The 23,144-nt window shown below is 73.4% G+C and carries 19 protein-coding genes; 12 read left to right on the top strand and 7 right to left on the bottom strand.

Annotated features, from left to right (window positions below; genetic code table 11):
• Positions 1–6: 6 nt before the first annotated feature.
• Entirely contained in the window at positions 7–1,032 is a 1,026-nt protein-coding gene (locus AB0J97_RS38455; protein WP_364098393.1) for an EAL domain-containing protein, read from the bottom strand.
• A 119-nt stretch (positions 1,033–1,151) separates the two neighbouring features.
• Between AB0J97_RS38455 and AB0J97_RS38450 the strand changes: the two genes are divergently transcribed.
• Positions 1,152–1,805 (top strand): acVLRF1 family peptidyl-tRNA hydrolase, encoded by a 654-nt coding sequence (locus AB0J97_RS38450; protein ID WP_364098390.1) that lies wholly within the window; start codon positions 1,152–1,154, stop codon positions 1,803–1,805.
• An 83-nt stretch (positions 1,806–1,888) separates the two neighbouring features.
• On the opposite strand, the gene AB0J97_RS38445 is transcribed toward AB0J97_RS38450, so the two are convergent.
• Positions 1,889–2,713 (bottom strand): NAD(P)H-binding protein, encoded by an 825-nt coding sequence (locus tag AB0J97_RS38445; protein WP_364098387.1) that lies wholly within the window; start codon positions 2,711–2,713, stop codon positions 1,889–1,891.
• 86 nt (positions 2,714–2,799) lie between these two features.
• Here AB0J97_RS38445 and AB0J97_RS38440 point away from each other — a divergent pair, with 86 nt between their 5' ends.
• From AB0J97_RS38440 to AB0J97_RS38420, 5 genes are all read left to right on the top strand, one after another.
• Positions 2,800–3,378 carry a helix-turn-helix domain-containing protein gene (locus tag AB0J97_RS38440; protein ID WP_364098384.1) on the top strand — a complete coding sequence of 193 codons (579 nt, stop codon included), beginning with the start codon at positions 2,800–2,802 and terminating at the stop codon, positions 3,376–3,378.
• Positions 3,379–3,535: 157 nt separating this feature from the next.
• Positions 3,536–5,134 (top strand): ABC-F family ATP-binding cassette domain-containing protein, encoded by a 1,599-nt coding sequence (locus AB0J97_RS38435; RefSeq protein ID WP_357705781.1) that lies wholly within the window; start codon positions 3,536–3,538, stop codon positions 5,132–5,134.
• A 113-nt stretch (positions 5,135–5,247) separates the two neighbouring features.
• Positions 5,248–5,463 (top strand): helix-turn-helix domain-containing protein, encoded by a 216-nt coding sequence (locus AB0J97_RS38430; RefSeq protein WP_125642298.1) that lies wholly within the window; start codon positions 5,248–5,250, stop codon positions 5,461–5,463.
• Between the two features lie 145 nt (positions 5,464–5,608).
• Positions 5,609–6,436: an enoyl-CoA hydratase/isomerase family protein gene (locus AB0J97_RS38425; protein ID WP_364098379.1), complete on the top strand. Its 828-nt coding sequence runs from the start codon at positions 5,609–5,611 to the stop codon at positions 6,434–6,436.
• 102 nt (positions 6,437–6,538) lie between these two features.
• On the top strand, positions 6,539–8,428 hold the full coding sequence (locus AB0J97_RS38420; RefSeq protein WP_364098376.1) for an ABC transporter ATP-binding protein: 1,890 nt from the start codon (positions 6,539–6,541) through the stop codon (positions 8,426–8,428).
• Here the strand turns inward: AB0J97_RS38420 and AB0J97_RS38415 are convergent.
• Entirely contained in the window at positions 8,400–9,284 is an 885-nt protein-coding gene (locus AB0J97_RS38415; protein ID WP_364098373.1) for a sulfotransferase, read from the bottom strand. The genes AB0J97_RS38420 and AB0J97_RS38415 overlap by 29 nt on opposite strands.
• Positions 9,285–9,385: 101 nt before the next feature.
• Between AB0J97_RS38415 and AB0J97_RS38410 the strand changes: the two genes are divergently transcribed.
• Both AB0J97_RS38410 and AB0J97_RS38405 read left to right on the top strand, forming a co-directional pair.
• The gene (locus AB0J97_RS38410) at positions 9,386–10,279 is read left to right on the top strand and encodes an LD-carboxypeptidase (RefSeq protein WP_357705786.1); all 894 of its coding nucleotides are present in this window, start codon (positions 9,386–9,388) and stop codon (positions 10,277–10,279) included.
• Between the two features lie 41 nt (positions 10,280–10,320).
• A complete protein-coding gene (locus AB0J97_RS38405) occupies positions 10,321–11,196 on the top strand; it encodes a hypothetical protein (protein ID WP_364098370.1) in 876 nt (291 codons plus the stop codon).
• A 13-nt stretch (positions 11,197–11,209) separates the two neighbouring features.
• On the opposite strand, the gene AB0J97_RS38400 is transcribed toward AB0J97_RS38405, so the two are convergent.
• Positions 11,210–14,020, bottom strand: a complete 2,811-nt coding sequence (locus AB0J97_RS38400) for a BTAD domain-containing putative transcriptional regulator (RefSeq protein WP_364098367.1) — start codon at positions 14,018–14,020, stop codon at positions 11,210–11,212.
• 168 nt (positions 14,021–14,188) lie between these two features.
• On the opposite strand from AB0J97_RS38400, the gene AB0J97_RS38395 reads away from it, so the two are divergent.
• From AB0J97_RS38395 to AB0J97_RS38380, 4 genes are all read left to right on the top strand, one after another.
• Positions 14,189–14,359 (top strand): hypothetical protein, encoded by a 171-nt coding sequence (locus AB0J97_RS38395; protein ID WP_364098364.1) that lies wholly within the window; start codon positions 14,189–14,191, stop codon positions 14,357–14,359.
• A gap of 77 nt (positions 14,360–14,436) precedes the next feature.
• Complete coding sequence (locus tag AB0J97_RS38390; RefSeq protein ID WP_364098361.1) at positions 14,437–14,955, top strand: hypothetical protein; 519 nt, start codon at positions 14,437–14,439, stop codon at positions 14,953–14,955.
• Positions 14,948–16,747: an ABC transporter ATP-binding protein gene (locus AB0J97_RS38385; protein ID WP_364098358.1), complete on the top strand. Its 1,800-nt coding sequence runs from the start codon at positions 14,948–14,950 to the stop codon at positions 16,745–16,747. The genes AB0J97_RS38390 and AB0J97_RS38385 overlap by 8 nt, the downstream gene beginning before the upstream one ends.
• Positions 16,744–17,157: a S26 family signal peptidase gene (locus tag AB0J97_RS38380; RefSeq protein ID WP_364098355.1), complete on the top strand. Its 414-nt coding sequence runs from the start codon at positions 16,744–16,746 to the stop codon at positions 17,155–17,157. Before AB0J97_RS38385 ends, AB0J97_RS38380 begins: the two co-directional genes overlap by 4 nt.
• Before the next feature lie 44 nt (positions 17,158–17,201).
• On the opposite strand, the gene AB0J97_RS38375 is transcribed toward AB0J97_RS38380, so the two are convergent.
• The 3 genes from AB0J97_RS38375 to AB0J97_RS38365 form a co-directional block, all read right to left on the bottom strand.
• On the bottom strand, positions 17,202–19,517 hold the full coding sequence (locus tag AB0J97_RS38375) for an excinuclease ABC subunit UvrA (protein ID WP_364098352.1): 2,316 nt from the start codon (positions 19,515–19,517) through the stop codon (positions 17,202–17,204).
• A gap of 91 nt (positions 19,518–19,608) precedes the next feature.
• The gene (locus AB0J97_RS38370) at positions 19,609–19,980 is read right to left on the bottom strand and encodes a hypothetical protein (RefSeq protein ID WP_364098349.1); all 372 of its coding nucleotides are present in this window, start codon (positions 19,978–19,980) and stop codon (positions 19,609–19,611) included.
• 148 nt (positions 19,981–20,128) lie between these two features.
• Positions 20,129–23,113 (bottom strand): BTAD domain-containing putative transcriptional regulator, encoded by a 2,985-nt coding sequence (locus tag AB0J97_RS38365; RefSeq protein ID WP_364098346.1) that lies wholly within the window; start codon positions 23,111–23,113, stop codon positions 20,129–20,131.
• Between the last annotated feature and the right edge of the window lie 31 nt (positions 23,114–23,144).

Raw genomic sequence — 23,144 nt, 5'->3', positions numbered from 1 at the left:
CGGGGCTCAGGTCCGCATCGCGGCGATCTGCCGGATCAGGTCCGCCACCCGGACGATGCCCAGGCAGCGATTGAGCTCGTCGGTCACCACCAGGTCGTCGTAGACGCGGGCCGCGTCCCGGCCCGCCGCCTGCATGGCGGCGATGGCCGGGGTCGTCCTCGGGACGGTGCGCGGCGGGTCGGCCAGGCGCTGGGCGGGCTTGGAGCCGTGCAGGGCGTGCCCGTACCGGGCGGCGAACGACAGCAGGAAGCGGCTGCGGTCGAGGCTGCCCTTGGGGCGTTGGTACTCGTCCACCAGGATGACGCTGGTGATCGTGGGCTCGTGCCCGAACGCCGCCACCGCCTCCTCCGCCCTGGCCCCGGCCGGCAGCGTCACCGCCGGGAGCAGCATCTCCTGCACGCGCGGCCCGAGCATCAGCGTGTCCGGCGACTCGTCGGCCACGGGCAGCGGCACCCGGATCTTGCCGTCCGGGCCGGGAGCCAGCAGCGGGCCGTGGGCCAGGCGCACGCCCAGCCCCCTGGCCACCGCCACCTGCCCCTCGCGCTCGACGCCGGGGGCCAGCACGTGCGCGCCGATCCCGCGGGCCAGCGTCACCACCGCGCGCGCCACCGCCGCCGCCCGGTGGTCGCCCGGCAACCTGGTCACCAGCTCCTCGTCCAGCGCCAGCAGGTACGGCGCGGAGTCGGTGACGACGTCCAGCGCCGGGCCGCCCGCGCCCACGTCGGCGAAGCCCAGCAGGTAGCCGATCGTGCGCAGCCCGTCGAGGCCGACCTTCAGCAGCGGGCGGTCCGACTCCTGGCACGATCCAGTGAGCATCAGGATCGCCTCCCGGGGGTGCCTGCCCGCCCGCCGGAGGGCCTCGTGGAGGGGGGCCAGCGCCCCGGCGCCCGCGAGCACCACGTGCAGGGGCAGTTCCAGCACCATGGGCAGCGGTGCCGCCCGGAGGACGCCCGCCGGGTCGACGACCGCGGGCTGCGCGATGACTGCCCCGGTGTCAAGATCCACCATGGGGCTGGTGAGCAGGGAGGACACGTTCAGATGATCCGGCCGGCACGGGTACGGCAGAAGTCCCCCGAAACGAAGTTCACCGACATTTCCGCTATAGTTCCCCCCTTTCCGTGAAGGGAATGTCGTTCGGTTACCCTTCCCGCATGAGCGCGCGTCCGGCCAGAGGCGGCGGCCGGTGGGTGACGGTGCCGCCCGAGCGCGTGCACCCCTGGATCGACGGGTTCGCCGCCCGCCACGGGCCCTTCGAGGCCGCCGGCGACGACCGCGTGGTCCGCCTGACCGCCGTCGACGGCGCGCTGGCCGAGCTGCACGCGCCGTTCCCGCCCATGGCCCCCGGCCCGCCGTACGTGACCGGGCTGGTCGCGCACGCGCGGGCCGCGCGGCGGGTGGGCGTCCTGCTGGTGCGGCTCGGCGGTTACGCGGCCGGGGTGTTCCACGGCGCCGAGCTGCTGGAGTCCAAGGTCGGCTCCCGGCTGGTGCAGGGGCGTACGGCGGCCGGCGGGTGGTCGCAGCAGCGCTTCGCCAGGAGGCGGCAGAAGCAGGCGGCCCAGGCGTACGACAGCGCGGCGGACACGGCCGTGCGGGTGCTCGTGCCGCGGCTGGGGGAGCTGGCGGCGGTGGTGCTGGGCGGCGACCGGCGGGCGGTCGACGCGCTGCGCGGCGACCGGCGGCTCGCGCCGGTGTTCGCGCTGGAGAGCGAGCCGTTCCTGACGGTGCCCGACCCGCGGCTCGCGGTCCTGCGCGAGACGCCCGCCCAGTTCCGTGCCGTACGGATCCGCGTGGTCGACCCGTCCTGAGGCGACCGCGCGGTAGTCGGTGGCGGGGTCGGGAGGCCGGGGGAGCGGTCGGTCGGTGGCGCGGGCAGAAGGCCGGGGAGCGGTCAGGAGGCGGGGAGGAAGGCGTCGGCGTGGTCGGCGAGGAAGGCGGCCAGGGTGCGCGGTGGCCGGCCGGTGACCTCCTCGACGGTCGTGGTGATCTCCGCCCAGCCGGTCCGGCTCAGCGTCGCCTGCGCGGTGGCCAGCTCGGTGGCGAACGGCTCCGGGATGCCCTGCCCGGCCAGCCGCGCGGCCATCTCGGGCGCCGGCAGGTCCACGTAGGAGACGGGACGCCCGAGCACGCCGGTCATCGTCGCGGCGATCTCCTCGTGGCTGGGCGACTCGGGCCCGGTCAGCAGGTAGGAGCCCGAGGCCCCCACCGGCCGGGTCAGCAGGGCGGCGGCCACGGCGGCGATGTCCCTGGCGTCGATGTAGTTCATGCCGCCGGTGCCCCAGGAGCCGTGGAAACGGTCGCCGCGCACCTCACCGAGGAGGTTCTGCATGAACCCGGTCGGCTGGAGGATCGCGTGCGGCACGCCCGAGGCCCGCAGGTGCTCGTCGACCTCGCCGTGGGGTCCGGCGCTGAGCGCGGCTCCGGGGGCGGCGTCGCGTACGGAGACCTCGACGATCTGCGCCACGCCCGCCTCGGCGGCCAGGTCGATCACCTCGTTGAGCCGCTCGGCGAACGCGGGGAACGGCGAGCTGTTGAGGAACAGCCGGTCGCCGGGGGACAGCAGCCTGCCGATCGTCTCCGGGGCGGTGAAGTCGCCGACGGCGTGCCGTACGCCCAGGTCGGCGGGCTTACGGGACACCGCGAGCACGTCCTGGCCGGCGAGCTGGGCGACCAGGGCCCGGCCGATGGAACCGGTCGCGCCGGTGATCACGATCATGATGGCCTCCTAAGTGGAATCTCTTCGTCCGCTTGGCTGGACGGTACACTAAGCGGAAACAATTCGTCCACTTAGGAGGTCGCCACGTGCGCGCGGACGCCAGAAGGAACCTGGTCAAGATCCTCGACGCCGCCGCCCAGGTCATGGCCGAACGCGGCGTCAACGCGCCCATGGAGCTCATCGCGCGGCACGCGGGCGTCGGCGTGGGCACCCTCTACCGCCGCTTCCCCGATCGCGAGGCGCTCATCGCCGCGCTCGGCGAGCATTACGTCCAGTCGCTGGCCGAGGCCCTGGAACACGCCACGGACGGCGAGCGGGACGCCTGGAGCGCGCTGCGCGGCTTCGTGCTGTGGGCCGCCGCCCCCGGACGCGTCGCGCTGGCCGCCGCGCTGGCCCACCTGCCGCGGGAGGCGATCGCGGGCACGGCGGAGTTCGCCGAGAGCAAGGAGCGCTGGCTCGGCCTGCTCCAGGGGCTCGTCCGCCGGGCCCAGTCGGAGGGTGGCATGCGTCACGACGTGACCTGGGAGGACGTCGTCAGCCTGCTCAACGTCTTCACCTGCCATCCGGACGGGTTGCCCGGTCCGGTGGCCGCCCGTCCGGAGAAGTATCTGCACCTCATGCTCGACGGGATGGCCGCCGGCGCGGCGACCCCTCTTCCCGGCTGAGACCGCCCGTCCCACGCGTACCGCGGGGCACCTGGAGCCCCTATAAGCAGAGGTAGCGCCTGGCACGGGGGCCCTACACTGATCTGTATGCATACTCCCGATTGACCGGCGGTCGCACGCCCAATCCTCGTTTCCTAGCTCGGGAGTGTCCGCCAACATGATCATCGCCAGTGACATCGAGCTGCGCGCGGGCGCGCGTCTGCTCATCGAGAACGCCTCCTTCCGGGTCAACCCCGGCGACAAGATAGGTCTGGTCGGCCGCAACGGCGCGGGCAAGACCACGCTGACCAAGGTGCTCGCGGGCGAGGCGCTGCCCGCCGCGGGCGCGGTCACCTCCTCCGGCAGCATCGGCTACCTGCCCCAGGACCCCCGTCAGGGCGACCTGCAGGTGCTGGCGCGCGACCGCATCCTGTCCGCGCGCGGCCTCGACGAGGTCCTGCGCAAGCTGCGCGAGGCCGAGGTCGGCATGTCCTCGGCCGACGAGCGCACCCGCGAGAAGGCCGTCAGGAAGTACGGCCGGCTCGAAGACCAGATGCACGTGCTGGGCGGCTACGCGGCCGAGTCCGAGGCCGCCTCCATCGCCTCCAGCCTCGGTCTGCCCGACCGGGTCCTCGGCCAGACGTTGCAAACGCTTTCCGGCGGTCAGCGGCGTCGCGTGGAATTGGCGCGAATTCTTTTCAGCGGAGCGGAAACTCTCCTTCTAGACGAGCCGACAAACCACCTAGATGCGGACTCAATCGGGTGGCTTCGTGATTTTTTGCGCTCTCATCAAGGTGGCTTGGTGATCATCAGTCACGACGTCGGCCTTCTTGAAGCCACGGTCAACAAGGTCCTCCACCTCGACGCCAACCGCTCGGTGATCGACCACTACAACGTCGGCTGGACGGCCTACCTGGCCCAGCGCGAGACCGACGAGAAGCGCAGGAAGCGCGAGCGGGCCAACGCCGAGAAGCAGGCGGGCGCGCTGCTGGCCCAGGCCGACAAGATGCGCGCCAAGGCCACCAAGGCCAAGGCGGCCCAGGACATGATGCGCCGGGCCCACCGCCTGCTGGCCGGCACCGAGGAGGAGCGCCAGAGCGACAAGGTCGCCCGCCTGCGCTTCCCCGAGCCCCGGCCGTGCGGCCGCACGCCGCTCATGGCCGAGGGCCTGTCGAAGTCCTACGGCTCCCTTGAGGTGTTCACCGACGTCAACGTGGCCATCGACCGAGGTCACAGGGTCGTCATCCTCGGCCTCAACGGCGCCGGCAAGACCACGCTGCTGCGCATACTCGGCGGCATCGAGTCCCCCGACACCGGCGACCTCAAGCCCGGCCACGGCCTGAAGGTCGGCTACTACGCCCAGGAGCACGAGACTCTCGACCCTTCTCGTACGCTGCTGGAGAACATGCGTTCGGCGGGCGGCGAGTTCACCGACACCGAGTTGCGCAAGGTCCTCGGCTCGTTCCTGTTCTCCGGCGACGACGTCGACAAGCCCGCCGGTGTCCTGTCCGGCGGCGAGAAGACCCGGCTGGCGCTGGCCATCCTGGTGTTGTCGAGCGCCAACGTCCTGCTGCTCGACGAGCCCACGAACAACCTCGATCCGGTCAGCCGCGAGCAGGTTCTCAACGCTCTGAGGTCGTATTCAGGAGCAATCGTCCTCGTCACCCATGACGAGGGTGCCGTTGACGCCTTGTCACCGGATAGGGTGATCTTGCTGCCTGACGGAACTGAAGACGCGTGGAGCGACGAATTTTCCGATCTTGTGGCACTTGCCTGATCTTAATTTGAGTGGGTACGGATCTTTTCCCGTGGAGTAGGTAGCCGATCCCGCTGAAATGACTGATCATGGCGGAGTAACGCTGCGGAAGTCCGGCACTACAGGAGGTACTCGTGGCCGAGACACTGAAGAAGGGCACCCGGGTCACCGGGGCCGACCGGGAAAAACTGGCCGGCGATCTCAAGAAGCGCTATGCGCAGGGCGAGAGCATCCGCGCCCTGGCCGCTTCGACCGGTCGGTCCTACGGGTTCATCCACCGCATCCTTAGCGAGTCCGGTGTGACTCTGCGCGGGCGCGGCGGGGCGACTCGAGGCAAGTCCAAGCGCTGACGGCTGCCTCGGTACGTGCGACCGCAGCCGCCCGTCCCTTGTCAGTCGCTGTCGCGCCCGAGCCAGAATCATATTCTGTAAGCTCGGGCGCGACGGTCAGCCTTGGTCTCGCACCCCGTGCGCGACCGGACGGAGGGAGCAGGCGATGGCGGAAGCACAGGCGCAACAGCGCGGGGGGAACGCGGAGGACGTCTCTGCCGAAAGGCTGGCGGAGATCGGGCTTCGTCATGAGGTGGACGGTGAGATAGCGACGATCACGCTGGACCGGCCGGAAAAGCGCAACGCACAGACGTTCGCGACATGGTCGGCGCTGGCTCGCATCGGCGAGAGCCTGCCCGAGCAGGTGCGCGTCGTCGTCGTCAAAGGTGAGGGACCGTCCTTCTCGGCAGGAATCGACCTGCGGATGTTCACACCAGAGGGAGTGCCCGGACAGGGCTCGTTCAGTTCGGCCGCCGCAACCGACGGCGAGACCTTCGAGCAGCGCATACGTCAGGCCCAGGACGGGTTCCTGTGGCTGCGCCGCCCGGAGATCGTCTCCATCGCCGCCGTGCAGGGGCACGCGATCGGCGCGGGATTCCAGCTCGCGCTCGCCTGTGACCTGCGCATCGTGGCCGACGACGTCACCTTCTGCATGAAAGAGCCCGCACTGGGCCTGGTCCCGGATCTGACGGGGACCAAACCGCTGGTCGAGCTGGTCGGACTGGCCAAGGCGATCGACATCTGCCTGACCGCCAGGAACGTGTACGCCGAGGAGGCCATGCGCATCGGCCTCGCGGAGCAGGTGGTCGCCGGGGGCGACCTGGACAAGACCGTACAGAACAAGATCGCGGAGCTGCTGTCGACGAACCGGGACGCGGCGGTGGCGACGAAGCGCCTCCTCCAGGGGGCGCGGGCGCGCTCCCTGGAGGAGCAGAGTGCGGCCGAGGGCAGGGAACAGGCCAAGCGCATCAGATCCCTGTTCGGACCGCGTTAGAGCCACCGCTCGGGGGCGGGGCTCTGGTTCGCCGTGAGCGGATCGTGGAATCGCCGGGTGTCCTCGTGACGCTGACCCGGGGGAGGAGGAGGGATCCCCCGTATGGCGATGATGGGAGGGGGCTTCGGCCCTCATGTCTGGACGTCGCTGCGCCGTGACGGCTCGGTGACCAAGCAGCGCATCGCGCCGGGCACGGTCCGGCGCATCGGGCGGCACGCGCGCCCGCACACCAGGAAGATCGTGGCGTTCCTGCTGCTCGTGACGGTGGGGGCGGTGATCGTGGTCGCCAACCCGCTGCTGATGAAGGCGATCATCGACGACGGCATCCTGACCGGGCGCACCGGCGTGGTGATCGGCCTGGCCGTGGCCATCGCCGCGCTCGCGGTCCTCGACGCCGGGCTGACGCTGGCGCAACGCTGGTTCTCCGCGCGCATCGGCGAGGGGCTCATCTACGACCTGCGCACCGAGGTGTTCGACCACGTGCAGCGCATGCCGGTGGCCTTCTTCATGCGGGCCCAGACCGGCGCGCTGGTCAGCAGGCTCAACAGCGACGTGATCGGCGCCCAGCGGGCGCTGACCAGCACGTTGTCGTCGGTGGTGTCCAACGTGGTCAGCCTGGTCCTGGTGCTGGGCGCGATGCTGGCGCTGTCGTGGCAGGTGACGCTGGTCGCGCTGGTGCTGCTGCCGATCTTCATCGTGCCCGCCAAGTACGTCGGCCGGCGCATGTCCGCGCTCACCCGCGAGCAGATGCAGCTCGACGCCGAGATGAGCTCGGTCACCACCGAACGCTTCAACGTGGCCGGCGCCATGGTCGCCAAGCTCTACGGCCGGCCCGAGGACGACGCGGCCACCTACGCCGCCCGCGCGGCCCGCGTCCGCGACGTCGGCGTGACCGTCGGCATGTACGGCACGGTGTTCCGGGTCGCGCTCGGCCTGGTCGCCGCCCTGGCCACCGCGCTGGTCTACGGCATCGGCGGCGTGCTCGCCGTCGGGGGCGCCTTCGAGCTGGGCACCCTGGTGGCCCTGACCGCCCTGCTGATGCGCCTGTACGGCCCGCTGACGTCCCTGTCCAACGTGCACGTCGACGTGATGACGGCGCTGGTCAGCTTCGACCGCGTCTTCGAGATCCTCGACCTCAAGCCGATGGTCGCCCAGCGGCCCGGCGCGCGGCCGGTGCCCGAGGGGCCGGTCACCATCGACTTCGACGACGTGCGCTTCCGCTACCCGTCGGCCGAGGAGGTCTCGCTGGCCTCGCTGGAGTCGGTGGCCCGGCAGGACTCCGGGGGGCCGTCGCAGGAGGTGCTCAAGGGCGTCTCGTTCACCGCCCGTCCCGGGGAGATGATCGCCCTGGTCGGCCACTCCGGCGCGGGCAAGACCACCATCACCTCCCTGGTCTCCCGCCTCTACGACGTCGGCGCGGGGGCCGTCCGGATCAACGGGCTCGACGTGCGCGAGGCCACGCTCGACTCGCTGCGCGACACCGTCGGCGTCGTCATGCAGGACGCCCACCTCTTCCACGACACGATCGGCGCCAACCTCCGCTACGCCCGGCCCGGCGCGAGCGACGAGGAGATCCGGGACGCCCTGCGCGCCGCGCAGATCGGCGACCTCGTCGAGGGGCTGCCCGACGGGCTCGACACCGTCGTCGGCGACCGCGGCTACCGGCTGTCCGGCGGCGAGAAGCAGCGGCTCGCGCTGGCCAGGCTGCTGCTGAAGGCACCGCGGGTGGTCGTGCTCGACGAGGCGACCGCGCACCTCGACTCCGAGTCCGAGGCGGCCGTGCAGCTCGCGCTCAAGAAGGCACTGCAGGGCCGTACGTCGCTGGTCATCGCCCACCGGCTGTCCACGATCAGGGAGGCCGACGAGATCCTCGTCGTGCACGACGGGCGCGTGGCCGAGCGCGGCCGGCACGAGGAGCTGCTGGAGCGCGGCGGCCACTACGCCGAGCTCTACCGCACGCAGTTCAGCTCGGGAGGTAGCCCAGCCGGGTGAGCTCCTGGCGGGCCACCTTCTCCACCAGCTCCAGGTCGGCCGGCCGCAGCCGCTCGCGCCAGGCGCCGACCTCGGGGGCGCGGGAGCCGTACAGGGCGATCTTGGACACCCGCGTCTCCAGGAAGCCGGTGAGCGCGGCGATCGTCTCGGCGGGCTTGAGCGCCAGGTCCTCGTAGCGGACGGTGAGGAGCTGCTGCTCGGGCAGCTCCCGGCGCAGCTCGGCGCTCAGCCGCACGGCGCTGCGCCAGCGCAGCGCCGCCTTGCCCGCCGCGGGCATGCCCTTCCACCGGTCGAGGTGCTCGTCCTTGTTGACGCCGAGGAAGGTGTTGGGGAACTCGGTGCTCTCGGAGAGCATGGCGGGCTTGAACCAGGCCAGGCACGCCGGGTCGCCGAGCATGCCGGCGACGGCGTCCCTGCCGTCCCTGATCAACTGGACGAAACGGGCGTCGGGGAACGCCTGGAGCAGCACGAGCGCGCTGTAGAGCAGGTCGGGGCTGCCGTCGCCGAACCGCGTCACCTCCTCCGCCGCCACGCACGGGCCGCTGCCGGTCACGCCGCCCGCCTCCCGGCACGGCTCGGCGCACTGCGCGCACGAACGCGGGGAGACCTGCCAGGACTCGGCCAGCGCGTCGCGCAGCACGCGGACCGCCCCCGACGTGCGGCCGATGGACGGTTTGCGGGCGAAGGCGTACACGACGTGCGCCACGTTCGCGCGGCCCATCGTGACGTGGAAGCCCGGGGAGCGTTTCAGGGCACGGGCCAGCAGGTCCGCGCCGGAGTGCGGGGCGCCGAGCAGGAAGACGGGCCTGCGGACCTTGATGCCGTTGACCACGAGGATGTGGGGCGGAAGTCGCATACTGGACCACAAGTGTGACACCGTTTGGCAGGTGAACGAGCCAATCAGCGTTTCGGTGCTTACGCGGGCCCCGGCGCTCCCAGGCGTCCAGGAGTTGATCGATGCAGCAAGGTGACACCGTCGCGATCGTCATGCCGTCGGGGCCGCCCTCGGCCGTCCTGCTCGGGCGGGGTGTCGAGCGGCTGGAGGCCCGCGGTCTGAAGGTGGTGGCCGGGCCGCACGCGCTCGACCGCCAGGACCTCGACTACCTGGCCGGTGAGGACGCCGCCCGCGCCGCCGACCTCCAGGCCGCCTGGTGCGACCCGGCCGTCTCGGTGGTCTTCTGCGGCAGGGGCGGCTACGGCGCGGCCAGGCTGCTCGACCTGCTCGACTGGGACGCCATGCGCGCGGCCGGGCCGAAGGTGCTCGTCGGGTCGAGCGACATCACGGCCCTGCACAACGCCTTCGCGATCGAGCTGGGCGTGCCGACGCTGCACGGCCCGATGCCGGCCTGCGACCTCATCGCCGGCGAGCAGGGCCCCGAGCCGAGCTCGTGGGAGAGCCTGTGGGCGGCGCTGGCCGGGGAGCGCGCGACCGTGCGCGGCGACCGGGTGCTGGTGCCCGGCCGGGCCGAGGGCGTGCTCACCGGCGGCAACCTGTCGCTGCTCGCCTCGATGTGCGGCACCCGGTACCAGCCCTCGTTCGACGGCAGGCTGGTGCTGCTGGAGGACATCGGGGAGGAGCCGTACCGGATCGACCGGATGGTGACGCAACTGCTCCAGGCGGGGGCGTTCGACGGGGTGCGCGGGATCGTGCTGGGGTCGTGGGTGGACTGCGGCGATCCGTACCCGGTGCTGGTGGACCGGCTGGCGCCGCTCGGGGTGCCCGTGGTGGCCGGGCTTCCGGTGGGACACGGGTCACCACAGATGAGCGTGTGGCTGGGGGAGCTTGGGGCTATCGATACCGAATCGTGCTCCCTGGCTGGTCCGTTCCGCGACGGGGAGCAGGCAAGGTAGGAAGACACGTAAAGGGACGAACCCGACAGAAGGGACGGTGTGTGAGCTTCTTCAGGCGCGACCCTGAGCCCTCCCGCCGGCCGATCGAGGACGTCGACCTCGACTCCCTGCTCGGCCTCGTGGCGGAGTCCCTGCGGTTCGTGTGCGAGTTCGCCCGCGATGGCGCGTCGCTGACCCTGCGCGGCGACGGCATCGCCGAGCTGGTCGTGAAGCTGACCGGGCTGCGCCGCGAGGCCGGGCGCCGGGCCAGGGAGGACTGGCCGGTGCTGGTCTCCGAGCACCTCGCGCACGCCCTCGCCACCGCCGACGAGCGCTACGACGCCTGCGACCTCGACCAGGTCGCGTCCCTGCTGCGCACCCGGGTGGAGGCCGTCGACGAGGTCGCCGACCTGACCCGGGTGGTGGGGCGGCACCTCAACGCCGACCTGGTGGAGCTGCTGACCGTCGGCTCCCGCCTGGTGCGGCCCGAGGAGGCCGGCTGCTGGCCCGTCCCGACCGCTCAGGCGCTCGACCTGGCCGTCGCGAACGTCCGGCGGGAGGAGCGGCTGCGGGCCGAGAGCATCGAGCTGGGCGGCACGCCGGTGACCCGGCTGACCGGCATGACCCCGGCGGCCGCCACCCATCTGCGCTGGCTCGGCGACCACCTCGCGGTGCCCGCCGACGGGGTGCTGGTGGTGCTGCCGGACCCGTACACGATGCTGGTGCACCCGGTGGACGGCATCGGGGTGGTGCGGGCCATCGAGCGGCTGCGGGTGCACGCGGCGCGTACGGGTGGGCTGAGCTCGCAGGTCTACTGGTGGCACCAGGGGCGGCTGACGCTGATCCGGGCCGACATCGTGGTGCAGCAGGGGCAGACGAGGCTGGTGGTGACGCCGCCGCCGGAGTTCGCCCGCATCATCGCCCGCCTGGCCGTCTGACCCGCCGGACGGCTCACCGGCCCCGCGGCGGGTGTTCCCCGTGGCGCAGGGCCGCGCAGCGGGCGCGGACCGACTCCGCCTGGGCGTCCCCGAGGGTGTCGTAGCACTCCAGAGCCCGCCTCCAGGCGTTCAGGGCCTTGGCGGGGTCGCCGGCGGCGGCGTGCGTGTCGCCGAGCCGCACCAGCGTCTCCGCGGCCGGGTGCGGGTCGTCGCAGGCCAGCAGGAGCTCGGCCGCCCGCTCGTAGCAGGCCACGGCCCGTCCGTGGTCGCCCATGGCGTCCAGGACGTAGGCGACGCTGTCCCAGGCGTGGCCCTCGCCCTGGGCGTAGCCGAGGTCGGCCAGGATGCGCTGCGCCCGGCTGCAGTCCGCGTACGCCTGGTCGTACTCGCGGCGCTGGGCGCGCCACCAGCCGGCGTTGTTCAGCGCGCGGGCCTGGCCGATGGCGTCGCCGCCCGCCTCGAACAGCTCCAGGGCCCGCAGCGCGTGGCGCAGCTCCTCGCCGGGCCGCACCCGGCTGACCGGAACGGCCAGGCCGAGGTGCAGGTGCGCCTCCAGGACCGGCTCCCCGAGGTCGCGGTGCAGCTCGACGGCCCGCTCGAAGTGCGCGACCGCCTGCTGGTCGGCACCGAGCTTGGCGTGGGCGCGGGCCAGGCGGCTGTGACAGCCCGCCTGGGCCAGGAGGTCGCCGAGCCGCTCCGCGCACTCCAGCGCCACCTCCTGGACGCCCAGGATCTCCTCCCAGGGGCCGCGGCGCTGCATGAACTCGCCGAACCCCCAGGCGAGCTGCCAGGCGTGCCGGTCCAGCCCGGCCCGCGCCGCCTCCGCCACCAGCGCGGGCAGCGCCACCGACTCGGCGGCGTACCAGCGCAGGGCCTCCTCCGGGGCGGTGAAGCGCTCGACGGTGACGCCGCGGGCGGGCCGCGCCGGGGCGAGGTGCTCGCGGTGCGGGTAGCAGGCGGCGCTGGCCGCGCAGGCCGAGTGCAGGTAGTGGTCCAGCAGGCGGCGCGTGGCGGCCCGGCGGGTGGCCGGGCGGTCGGCGGCCCGTGCCTGCTCGGCGGCGTACGCGCGCAGCAGGTCGTGCAGGCGCGGCCGGCCGCGGGCCGACAGCTCGACCAGGTTGGCGCGGTCGAGCTGGTCGACGAGCCCGCGGGTGCGCTCCACGGGCAGGCCGGCCAGGCTCGCGACCGCGGCCAGCGCGAGGTGCGGTCCGGCCTGGCCGCCGAGCCGGCGGAACAGCCGCGCGGCCTCCTCGGGCAGCTCGCGGTAGGACCGGCCGAACACGGTCCGCAGGTCGATCGCGGGATCGGTGTCGGCGAACGGCTCCAGATCCGCACCCGCGCGGTCCAGACCGGCGGCGATCTCGGCCAGGGGGAGGTCGGAGCGGCGGACCGTACGGGCCGCCACGATGGCCAGGGCCAGCGGCAGGCGGCCGCACCTGTCGACGATCAGCTCCGCGGCCTCGGGTTCGGCGGCCAGGCGGTCCGCGCCCACCCGGGCGGCCAGCAGACCGTGCGCCTCGTCGGCGGACAGGACGTCCAGGTGCAGCAGGGACGCGCCCACGGTGACCGACAGCGCGGGCAGCTCCGTCCGGCTGGTGATCACGGTCAGGCAGCCGGGCGCCGTGGCCAGGAGTGGGGTGACCTGCTCGGCGGCGCGGACGTCGTCCAGCACGACGAGCACCCGGCGGGTGGCCAGCAGGCTGCGGTAGAGCCCGGTCCGGTCCTCGACGCCCGGCGGGATCCGGGTCTCCGGCACGCCGAGCGCGCCCAGGAAGCGGGACAGGACGGCTGAGGCGTCGGCCGGGTCGAGGGCGCCGAGGTGGGCGTGGAGCTGGCCGCCGGGGAACCGGTCGCGGTGGTGATGCGCCCAGTGCAGCGCCAGCGAGGACTTGCCGACGCCGGGCGGTCCCGAGATCACGCAGACGGCCGCGGAGCCGGCCAGTCGCTCCAGCTCGGCCTTGCGGCCCACGAAACCGGCGAGCCGGGCGGGCAACTGCGCGGGAACCGGCGGCGCGTCCACGCCCGGCGCCGTCCCGCCCGGAGCGTCCCCGCCCGGAGGGCCTGGCCGACGCTCCGGTGCCGCCTGACGGCCTGTTCCGGTTGTCCGGCCTGTCCCGCCTGTTCGGAGGAGCAGGTGGTGGAGGTCGCGGAGGGCGGCGCCGGGTTCGACGCCCAGTTCCTCGGCGATTGTGCGACGTACGCCGGCGTAGCGGGCCAGTGCCTCGGCGGTCCGGCCGCCCTCGTGCAGCGCCTCGATGAGCGCGACGGCCACCAGCTCGTCCAGCGGGTACGCCTCGGCCAGCGGCGACAGTGCCGCGACCGCGGCCCCGGGGTCCTCGGCCGACACCGTACGGGCCCAGCGCAGCACGACCTCCTTGCGCTCCTCCCACAACCGCCGGCGCACCCGTTCCGTCCACTCGCCCGGTAGCCCGGTCAGCGGGTCGCCGCGCCACAACGCCAGCGCCTCCTCCAGCGGTGGACGAGGATCGGCCGCCGTCGCCGCCACCTCGGCCAGGCTCCGGAAGCGCCGCAGATCCACGCCCGGCTCGGCCACGTCGAGCTGATAGCCGCCGACCCGGCGCAGCACGCGGCCCTCGTCGCCGAGCACCTCGCGACGCAGCCGGGTGATGATCGTGTACAGCGTGTTCCGCGCGCCCGGCGGCACGCGTTCGCCCCAGATCCGGGCCTCCAGCGTCTCGGCGGGCACGACCCGGCCCACCTCCCAGGCCAGCGCGGCGAGCGCGAGCGCGGCCTGCGGAGGCCGTACCGGCCTGGTCTGATCCGCGCGCTCCAGCTCCACCGGTCCGAGCAACCGAATCATCATGATCTTCGAGCCTAATCAAGGGGGACCGGTTCATCCCGCGTTGTCACGTCTTCGAGACGGCATTGAGAAGTCATTGAGAAATCGCTCAGACGGCCGGGTGAGGCTGCCCGGGTCAGTTCGTCCTCCCGCCGGGCCGGATCCGGCGGGGATCACGGAAGGCAGGGGTACATGCGTATTCTCACCGGATTCTGCGACCGTCTCGTCGCGCGTCTCGTCCCCCAGGTGACCGCCGCGGCGGCCGGTTGCTGGGTCGAGCGGAAGAACGGTCTGTGCCGCCGCTGCTGCGACTACGGCGACAAGGGCGTCAGGTGCAACGGCTGGTCGACGTACTGCCTGTAGGCACCGCGATCTGACGTGACGGGCCGGGCTCCGCCGACGGGGTCCGGCCCGCTGTCCCCCGTGACGAGGAGGTCTCAGTGATTCACGCCCTGGCGGCGGCCGTGCTGGTGCTGGCGGCGCTGACCGTGCTCAACCTGATGGTGGGCCTGGGGATCGTCCGCCGGTTGCGGGCGCACGCCGAACGGCTCGACGCCCTGGACGGATCCGCCGGCGGCCCGCCGCCCTCGCTCGAACCCGGCGACACGGCCGCGGAGTTCCTGCCGGGGGCCGACCTGCCCGCGCGCACGCTGGTCGGCTTCTTCTCCCCGTCCTGCGCGCCGTGCGAGGAACTGGCCCCCCGGTTCGCCGAACTGGCCGCCACGATGCCGCGCGCGCAGGTCGTCGCCGTGATCGCGGGCCCGCCCGGCGAGGCGGAGCCCATGCGCGCACTGCTCGACCCGGTGGCCACGGTCTTCGCCGGCGAGCCCGACGGAGGGCAGCCGGCGCGGGCGTTCAAGGTCGAGGTCTTCCCCAAGGTCTTCCTCGTCGACGACAGCCGTACCGTGCTCGCGGCCGGACACGACCTGGCCGGCGTGACGGCGGTCGCGCGTGGCTGAGCGGTCCGGGCCGCTCGCGGTGGCCCGGCTGGCCTGGAGCAGCGCGCCGGCCATGGTCGTCGGCTACCTGGCGGCCACCCTGGCGCAGGCCGCCGTCCCGATCGCGGCGGCCTGGTTCACCAAGAGCGTGTTCGACGTGCTGACCGCCCACGGCGGATCGGTGACGGGCCCGGCGCTCGGGCTGGCGGCGAGCGGGCTGGCCGCCGGCGTGCTGCCGAGCCTGTCCGGCTACGCCAACGCCGCCCTGGGCAGGGCCGCCGGGCTGCGCGCCACCGACCGGCTGTTCGCCGCCACCGAACGCTTCGCCGGACTGCGCCACTTCGAGGACCCCGCGTTCCTGGACCGGCTGCGGCTGGCGCAGCAGGCCACCGTCACCTGTCCCACGCTGCTCGGGTCCGCCTTCGACGTCGGCAGGGCCGCGCTGACGGTCACCGGGTTCCTCGGCGTGCTGGCCGTGGTCGATCCCTGGCTGGCGGCCGTCGTGCTGGCCTCGCTGGTGCCGGCGCTCGCCGTACAGCTGCGCCTGGCCAGGAGGCAGGTGGCGATGCTCTGGCAGACCAGCCATGCCGAGCGGCGGGAGCTGTTCTACGGCCAGCTCCTGACCAGCGCCGAGGCCGCCAAGGAGGTCCGGCTGTTCGGCATCGGCGGGTTCCTGCGCGGGCGGATGCTGACCGAACGGGCCCGCATCGACCGCGCCGAGCGCCGCCTCGACCTGCGCCGCCTGGCCGCGAACGGCGCGCTCGAACTGCTGGCGGCGCTGGTGGCCGGAGGCGGGCTGCTCTGGGCGGGCGTGGCGGCGGGCGCGGGCCGGATCGGCGTCGGCGACGTGGCCATGTTCATCGGCGCGATGGCCGGCACGCAGGCGGGGCTCAACACGATGGTGCAGATGATCGCGCAGATGGCGCAGAGCCTGCGCCTGTTCGGCCACTACCTGGACGTCGCCGGCACCCCCTCCGACCTGCCCGTGGCGGCGGCCCCGGCGCCGGAGCTGCGGCACGGCATCGAACTGCGCGACGTGTGGTTCCGCTACGGCGACGAGCATCCCTGGATCCTGCGGGGCGTGAGCCTGTTCATCCCGCGCGGCCACAGCCTCGCCCTGGTCGGCCTGAACGGCGCGGGCAAGAGCACCCTGGTCAAGCTGCTGTGCCGCTTCTACGACCCCACCAGGGGCACGATCCTGTGGGACGGGACCGACCTGCGCCGCCTCGACCCGGCCACCCTGCGCGCCCGCATCGGCGCCGTCTTCCAGGACCACATGGCCTACGACCTGACCGCCGCCGAGAACATCGGCCTGGGCAACCTCGCCCAGCTCGGCCACCGGCCCGCCATCGAGGCCGCGGCCCGGCAGGCCGGCGTGCACGACACGCTCGCCGCCCTCCCGCACGGCTACCGAACCCCGCTGACCAGGCTCTTCGTCGGCGACGACGGAGAGGGAGACGGCGCGCAGGCCGGGGTCGAGCTGTCGGGCGGGCAGTGGCAGCGCGTCGCCATAGCCCGCGCGCTGCTGCGCGACGCCCCCGACCTGATGATCCTCGACGAGCCCAGCTCCGGCCTGGACCCCGAGGCCGAGCACGACGTGCACGTCCGGATGCGGGCCGGGCGGGCGGGGCGTACCGGGCTGCTCGTCTCGCACCGGCTCAACACCGTCCGCGACGCCGACCTCATCGTCGTGCTGGAGGAGGGACGGGTGGCCGAGCGGGGACGGCACGAGGAGCTGATGGCCAGGCAGGGCCCCTACGCCCGGCTCTTCACCCTGCAGTCCGCCGGTTACGTCGAGGAGCCGGCCGGATGAGCTACCTGGCCGGGCTCGTGCTGGTGGTGGCCGCCGCCGCCTTGGTGTGGGCGCGACGGCGGTTCCTGTCGGTACGGGTCGAGGGCGTCAGCATGGAGCCGACGCTGCGGCCGGGGCAGCGGCTGCTGGCCCGGCGGGCCGAGGGGACGACCGGCGACATCGTGATCGTGCGCAACCCGAACGCCACCGCCCCCAACCCGCCGTTGCTGGTCAAGCGGCTGGTCGCGGGCGGGGGCGAGCGGCTGCCCGCCGTCCTGGGCGGCGGGCGCGTGCCCGCCGGGCGGATCGCCGTCCTGGGTGACAACCCGCGGCGCAGCGTGGACTCGCGGCACTTCGGTCTGCTGCGCGCCTCCGACGTGGTGGCGGTCGTCAGGTCCCGGCAGCGGGGGAGCGGCGGCACGCCGGGCTGACGCGCGGACCTCCCCGGGCTCGGCGGCCCGGGAGGTCCGGCCCGCTACGGGGCCTGGTGTCCCACGTAGTCGCGCAGGTGCACGGCGGTGAGCGAGTCGCCCTCCGCCACGAGCCGCGCCGGGGTGCCGGTGAACACCACCTGGCCGCCGTCGTGGCCGGCGCCCGGACCGAGGTCGATGATCCAGTCGGCGTGGGCCATCACGGCCTGGTGGTGCTCGATCACGATGACCGTGTTGCCGTCGTCCACCAGCCGGTCCAGCAGGGCCAGCAACTTGTCCACGTCGGCCAGGTGCAGGCCCGTGGTGGGCTCGTCCAGCACGTACGTGGTGCCGTTCCTGGCCATGTTGATGGCCAGCTTGAGCCGCTGGCGCTCGCCGCCCGACAGCGTGGTGAGCGGCTGGCCGAGCCCGACGTAGCCCAGGCCGACCGAGTGGAGGCGGTCGAGGATCGTCCTGGCCTGGCCGGTGGTGAAGAACTCGCGCGCCTCGGCCACCGGCATCTCCAGGACCTCGCTGATGTTCTTGCCGCGCAGCCGGTACGTCAGCACCTCCGGCGTGAACCGCCGGCCCTCGCACGCCTCGCACACCGACGCCACGTCGGCCATCATCGCCAGCTCGGTGTAGATCAGGCCGATGCCCTTGCAGGCCGGGCAGGCGCCTTCGGAGTTCGCGCTGAACAGGGCCGGCTTGACCCCGTTGGCCTTGGCGAACGCCGTGCGGATGGGGTCGAGCACGCCCGTGTACGTGGCCGGGTTGCTGCGCCTGGACCCGCGGATCGGCGACTGGTCGGCGACCACCACGCCCTCGCGGCCGGAGACGTACCCGTGGATGAGCGAGCTCTTGCCCGAGCCGGCCACGCCCGTGACGACGGTGAGCACCCCGAGCGGGATGTCCACGTCGACGCCGCGCAGGTTGTGCAGGGTCGCGCCGCGGACCTCCAGGTGCCCCTTGGCCGGGCGGACGCCGGTGCGCAGCGCGGCCCGGTGGCCGAGGTAGCGGCCGGTCAGGGTGCCGGAGTCGCGCAGCCCGCCGAGGTCGCCGGCGTAGCAGATGCGGCCGCCCCCGGTGCCCGCGCCGGGACCGAGGTCCACGACGTGGTCGGCGATCTCGATCACCTCGGGCTTGTGCTCGACCACGAGCACGGTGTTGCCCTTGTCGCGGAGCTGGAGCAGCAGGTTGTTCATCCGCTGGATGTCGTGCGGGTGCAGCCCGGCGGTCGGCTCGTCGAAGACGTAGGTGACGTCGGTCAGGCTGGAGGTCAGGTGCCGCACCATCTTCACACGCTGGGCCTCGCCGCCCGACAGCGTGCCGGACTCGCGGTCGAGGCTGAGGTAGCCCAGGCCGATCTCGACCAGCGAGTCCAGCGTGTCGCGCAGCCCGAGCAGCACCGGGCCGACGCTCGGCTCGTCGATGCCCTTGACGAACTCGGCCAGGTCGTTGATCTGCATGGCCGAGCAGTCGGCGATGTTGTGGCCGCCGATGAGGGAGGACCTGGCGGCCTCGTTCAGGCGGGAGCCGCCGCAGGCGGTGCAGCCGGTCAGCTTGAGCGCCCGGTCGGCGAAGGCGCGCGCCTGCGGCTGCATCGACTCGCGGTCCTTGGCCAGGTACTGGCGCTTGACCTTGGTGACGAGCCCCTCGTAGGTGAAGTTGCTCGTGCCGTACTTGATCTTCGTGGCGGGCTTGTCGAGCAGGTCCGCCCACTGCTCGGGGGTGAAGTCGCGCAGCTTGGTGTCGGGGTCGTACAGGCCGGAGCCGACCATGATCTGCCAGTACCAGGTGTCCACCGCGAAACCGGGGACCTTGATCGCGCCCTCGTTCAGGGTCCTGTCCCGGTCGACCAGCTCGTCGACGTCGACGCCGGCGACCTTGCCGAGCCCCTCGCACTCGGGGCACATGCCCTCGGCGCGGTTGAAGCTGAACGCGAACGGCGGCCCGACCTGCGGAGAGCCGAGCCGGCTGAACAGGATCCGCAACATCGTGTACGTGTCGGTGGCGGTCCCCACGGTCGAGCGGGCGTTGGCGCCCATCCGCTCCTGGTCCACGATGATCGCCGCGCTCAGGTTCCGCAGCGAGTCGACGTCCGGACGGGCGAGGCTCGGCATGAAGTTCTGGACGAACGTGGTGTACGTCTCGTCGATCAGCCGCCGGGACTCCGCGGCGATCGTGTCGAAGACGAGCGAGGACTTCCCGGACCCGGACACGCCGGTGAACACGGTGAGGCGGCGCTTGGGCAGGTCGAGGTCGACGCCGGTGAGGTTGTTCTCGCGGGCGCCGCGTACCTGGATGATGTCGTGGCTGTCGGCGGCGGTGTGATCGGAGGAGCGGGCGCGTACGGCGTCGGTCTTGGCGCTGGTGGCCACGGAATCCCTTCTTGTCACATCAAATGGGGAGCAGGGTAGGCGATCGTACCGTACGCCATACGGTGGCCGTGGGCTCCAGGAAAACCGGCGATCAGCGGGACCGGGCGATCAACGACGTGACGAGCGAGGCGGCCAGCGGCAGCAGCGTCAGGCCGGCCAGGAACAGCAGCCCGACCGGCCACAACCCCTGCCCGCCCGACCGCAGCTCGCCCACCACCCCGGCGGCGAAGTGCACGAAGAACGGCGCGGCGGCGACGGCCCCCCACAGCGGATGCGGGACGGCCCACGCGGCGAGCCCGGCCAGGACCGCCAGCGCGGCGAAGGCCGGAAGCAGCGCGGGCGAGTCGAGGACGTCCTTGGGAGCGTCCGGGGCGACCGCGGGCGCGGTCAGCACGCACACGGCGACGGCGGCGACGCCTCCGGCGATCAGGATCACTGCCCACAGCAGGGCGGAACGCGGCATCTCACTCCTCACACTGGTCCTGAGGGCCAGCATGCCCGCGCCGGGCCCGGGGACACGAGCGCTCACCTACTCAACCCGCCTGAGGAGAACAGGCAAGCGTCGGCTCGACCCGCCTGGGGAGAGCAGGCAAGCAGGCGGGCCGCCTGGCTCAGCCCGGCTGAGGGGAGCCGGCGAGTTCTTCGGCCTCCAGGCGGGCCGTGGCCGCCGCCGCGTGGTCGCCCGCCGCCGTGTACGCCTCGGCCAGGCTGCCCAGCGCCCCCGCCAGGAACTCCTGCCACCCCCGCGTGCGCCACAGCCGCACCGACTCCTCCAGGTGCGTGACCGCCTCGCCCACCCGGCCCTCGGCCAGGTCCACCCCGCCCAGCACCCACAGCGCGTCGGCCCGGTGGTGGGCCAGCCGGTGGGAGCGGCTCAGCAGCTCGGCCGCCTCGGCGACCGCCCTGGCCCGCGGGTCGTGGTGCCCGGCGTACAGCTTGGCCAGCGCGACCAGGCCCATCGCCTCCAGCAGCGGGTCGCGGATCTGCCGGTAGATGGCCAGCGCCCGGACCATGTACTCCAGCCCGGCCTCGAACTCCTTGGCGTGGGCGTGGGCGAGCCCGAGGAACTGCAGGGTCGTGGCCTCGAAACGCGGGTTGCCGAGCTTGGTGGCCAGGTCGAGGCCGCGCAGCAGGTGGACGATGGCCATCTTGATGTCCCTGGTGCCGTAGGCCACGGCCATGCACACGTGCGCCCTGGCCTCGCCGCCCTGGTGGCCGCTGCGTTCGGCCAGTTCCAGCGCGAGGCGGCCCGAGCGCAGGCCCTGCGCCATGTCGCCCCTGGCGGCCTCGCCCCAGGCGCGCAGCACGTACGCGTCCGACAGGCCGCGCCGCTCGTCCAGGTCGGTGAACAGGGCGATGAGTTGTTCGGCGCCGTCGTACTGGGCGGCCATGGCCTCGCCGGTCTCGGTCCAGGTGGTGGCGTGCATGAGGCCGCGCCTGATCACCGCCTCGCCCAGCCGGTCGCCGGCGGCCAGGCACGCGGCCAGCACCCGCTCGTGCAGCGCCCGCCAGTCGTCGAACAGGCCGCTCACGTCGAAGTAGCGCTCGGCGCAGCAGGCGGTGTCCCAGGCGACCTCGGCCAGGCCGAGCGCGCACGCCTGCCGGATCGCCGCGACCAGCGCGGTGCGTTCGGTGTCGAACCAGGCCATCGGGTCCTGCCGGATCTCCCACGGCGTGCCGTCGGGCGAGCTCCAGCGCGCGGCCGAGCCGTGGATGATGGCCGAGGAGCTGCCCTGGACGCGCTCGGTCGCCTGCTCGGCCAGTGCGAGCCAGCCGCCGAAGGCCCGGCCGAGCGCCGCCGCGACCGCCTCGGGCCGGTCCTCCAGCTCGGCGCGCTCGCGGGCGTACAGGCGGACGAGGTCGTGGAAGCGGTAGCGCGGCTGCCCGGCCGGGTCGACGCCGCTGATCAGCACGAGCTGGCTGTCCACCAGCGACTCCACCAGCTCCTCGCCCACCGGTACGGGCACGTCCAGCAGCGCGCCCGCCACCCATCCGGCGAAGTCGGGCACCTCCAGCGCGCCGAGCAGCCGGAAGGCCCGCCGCGCGGCCGGTTCCAGCCCCACGTAGCTGAGCGCCAGGCTGGCCCGGACCGCCAGGTCGCCGGTCGCGAACTGGTCGAGCCGCCGCCGCTCGTCCTTGAGCTGGCCGGCCAGCCGGGTCAGCGGCCAGTGCGGCCGGGCCACCAGCCGGGCCCCGGCCACCCGCACGGCCAGCGGGATCCCGTCGGAGAGCCGGACGATCTCCGCCGCCGCCTCGGGCTCGGCCTGCACGCGTCCGGCGCCGGCGATCCTGGCCAGCAGGCGCACGCCCTGCCGCAGGTGCAGCACCGACAGCTCGATCAGGGCCGCGCCGGACAGGCCGCTCAGCCTGGCCCTGCTGGTGATGACGACGGCGCAGCCGGACGTGCCGGGCAGCAGCGGGCGCACCTGCTGCTCGGAGGCGGCGTTGTCGAGCACGATCAGCATGCGCCGCTCGGCCAGGCTGCTGCGGAACAGCGCGGCCCGCTCGTCCACGGTCTCGGGCAGGGTGGAGCGCGGCACGCCGAGCGCGGTGAGGAAGGCGGCCAGCACCTGGCCGGGGTCGGCGGGGTTGGCCTCGGCGCCGTGCAGGTTCGTGTGCAGCTGGCCGTCGGGGTAGTGGCGGGCGATGCGGTGCGCGGCGTGCACGGCCAGCGTGGTCTTGCCGACGCCGCCCATGCCCGCGATCACGCACATGCGCACCTGGCCGGGGCCCTGCGGCGGTTCGTCGCCGAGGAGGGCGGCGAGCTGGGCGAGCTGCTCGTCGCGGCCGGTGAAGTCGGAGATGTCGGTCGGGAGCTGGGCGGGCGGCCGCGCGGCGGGCGTCGCGGCGCCGGCGGGGGCCGGGTCGAGGGTGCCGGTGAGGATGGCCTGGTGCAGGCGGTTGAGCTCGTCGCCGGGGTCCAGGCCCAGCTCGGCTGCGAACACCCGGCGGGCCTCGCGGTAGGTGGCCAGCGCCTCGGCCTGCCGTCCTGACCTGGCCAGGGCGAGCATGAGCTGGCGGCGCGGGCGTTCGCGCAGGGGGTGCTCGGCGACCAGCTCGGTCAGCTCCGCGATGAGCACGGCGTGCAGGCCGCGGGCCAGGTCCGCCTCGATCCGCTGCTCCAGCGCCGCCAGGCGCTCCTCCTCCAGGCGGCGGGCGTGGTCGCGGAGCCCGGCGGTGAGGTTCAGCCCCGCGTACGCGGGGCCGCGCCACAGCTCCAGCGCCTGGCGCAGCAGCGCGGCGGCCCGTTCGTGGTCGCCGCCGGTCAGCGCGGCGCCGCCCCGGCCGGCCAGGGTCTCGAAGCGTTCGGCGTCCAGCTCGCCCGGGTGCACGGCCAGGACGAAGCCGGCGTCGGTGCGGGTGATGCGGTCCTGGCCGAGCGTGCGGCGGAGCTGGTGGACGTACAGGCGGAGGTTGTCGGCGGCGGTGCGTGGCGGGCGCTGCTGCCACAGGGCCTCGATGAGGGTGGCGGGGGAGACCGGGCGGCCGGCCCGGCACAGGAGCTCGGCCAGCAGGGTGCGCTGCTTGCCGACGCCGAGCGGCAGCGGCCCTTGGTCACCCGAGACGTGAAGCGGCCCAAGTACGGCGAACTCCATCGCGCTCCCGGCAAGGACGTTGGTGCACAAG

The organism is Nonomuraea sp. NPDC049607, from assembly GCF_040675375.1.
Taxonomy (GTDB): Bacteria; Actinomycetota; Actinomycetes; order Streptosporangiales; family Streptosporangiaceae; genus Nonomuraea.
This window is presented reverse-complemented; position numbering and strand designations above follow the sequence as displayed.